The sequence below is a fragment of the Streptomyces sp. NPDC038707 genome, from assembly GCF_040636485.1.
In the GTDB taxonomy this organism is placed as follows: Bacteria; Actinomycetota; Actinomycetes; order Streptomycetales; family Streptomycetaceae; genus Streptomyces.
In genome coordinates, this window is record NZ_JBEZUP010000110.1 from 1 (window position 1) to 1161 (window position 1161).

Consider the following 1161-nt stretch of genomic DNA (forward strand, 5'->3'; position numbering starts at 1 on the left):
TACTGATCTTTTCGTAAGTTCAGTGGGCGTGGTGGCGGTGTGGGTGGGAGGCTATCGGGGTGACTTATCGACCTTCGCCCTCTGCGGCTGGCGCCTCTCTTCCTCCGTTGTCGCGGCCTCAGTTGGCGGAGGCGCGTCGTGTTCGGGCGCTCGAGTTGTTCGAGGACGGTGTCTCGAATGCGGAGATCGCGCGGGCGGTGGGGGTGTGTGCCGAGAGCGTGCGGCGATGGCGGCGGGCGTGGGAGGAAGGTGGTGCTTCGGCCCTGCGACGGCGTGCGGCTACCGGTCGTCCGCCGAAGCTGGACGACGCCCAGGTCGAGACCGTCCGGGCCACGTTGGAGAGAGGAGCCCGAGCCCATGGTTTCGAGGCCGACCTGTGGACCCTGGAGCGAGTCGGCACCGTGGTGGAACGTGTGACGGGAGTGGTGCTTTCGAGGGCGTCCGTGTGGCGGTTGCTGACCGGCCGGCTCGGATGGAGTCTGCAGCGACCCGAGCGGCGGGCGGTCGAGAGAGACGAGTCAGAGATCGCCCGTTGGATCGCGCATGAGTGGCCGCGGATCAAAAAGGGGCCGTGAACACACGTGCCTGGATCGTGTTCCTCGACGAATCAGGTGTTTCCCTGCTGCCTCAGATCCGCCGCACCTACGCACCCCGAGGTCGGACCCCGCTGCTGCGGCACCGGCTGAACTGGAAGCGGGCGTCGATGGCCGGGGCCCTGGGATACCACTCCACCGACCCCGATCGAGGGGCCCGCCTGTGCTTCCATCTCAAGCCTGGCAGCTACGACACCGCCGGGCTCATCGAGGTCCTGGAGCAGGTGAAGGTGTTCTACCGCGGCGAGCGGGTGGTGCTGGTCTGGGATGGCCTGTCCGCCCACTGGAGCCGGGCCATGCGGGCCTGGGCCGCGGAACAGGACTGGTTGACCCTGGAACGATTACCGGCTTACGCGCCCGAGCTCAACCCGGTGGAACTGCTGTGGTCCTCGCTCAAGAAGCGTGAACTCGCCAACCTCGCCGGCGACCACCTCGCCGATGTCGCCGACGCCACCGAGCAAGGCATCCACCGCATCAACCACAACCCACAACTGCCATGGTCCTTCCTCGCCCACACCGGCCTGACCATCCACCCACCACAGCCACTGAACTTACGAAAAGATCAGTA

The 1161-nt window shown here is 66.6% G+C and carries 2 protein-coding genes; both read left to right on the forward strand.

Annotated elements, in window-relative coordinates:
* The first annotated feature begins 59 nt into the window (after positions 1–59).
* A complete protein-coding gene (locus AB0E62_RS40060; RefSeq protein WP_362206093.1) occupies positions 60–575 on the forward strand; it encodes a winged helix-turn-helix domain-containing protein in 516 nt (171 codons plus the stop codon).
* On the forward strand, positions 572–1161 hold a 590-nt coding region (locus AB0E62_RS40065; protein WP_362206096.1), incomplete at its 3' end, for an IS630 family transposase. The genes AB0E62_RS40060 and AB0E62_RS40065, both read left to right, overlap by 4 nt.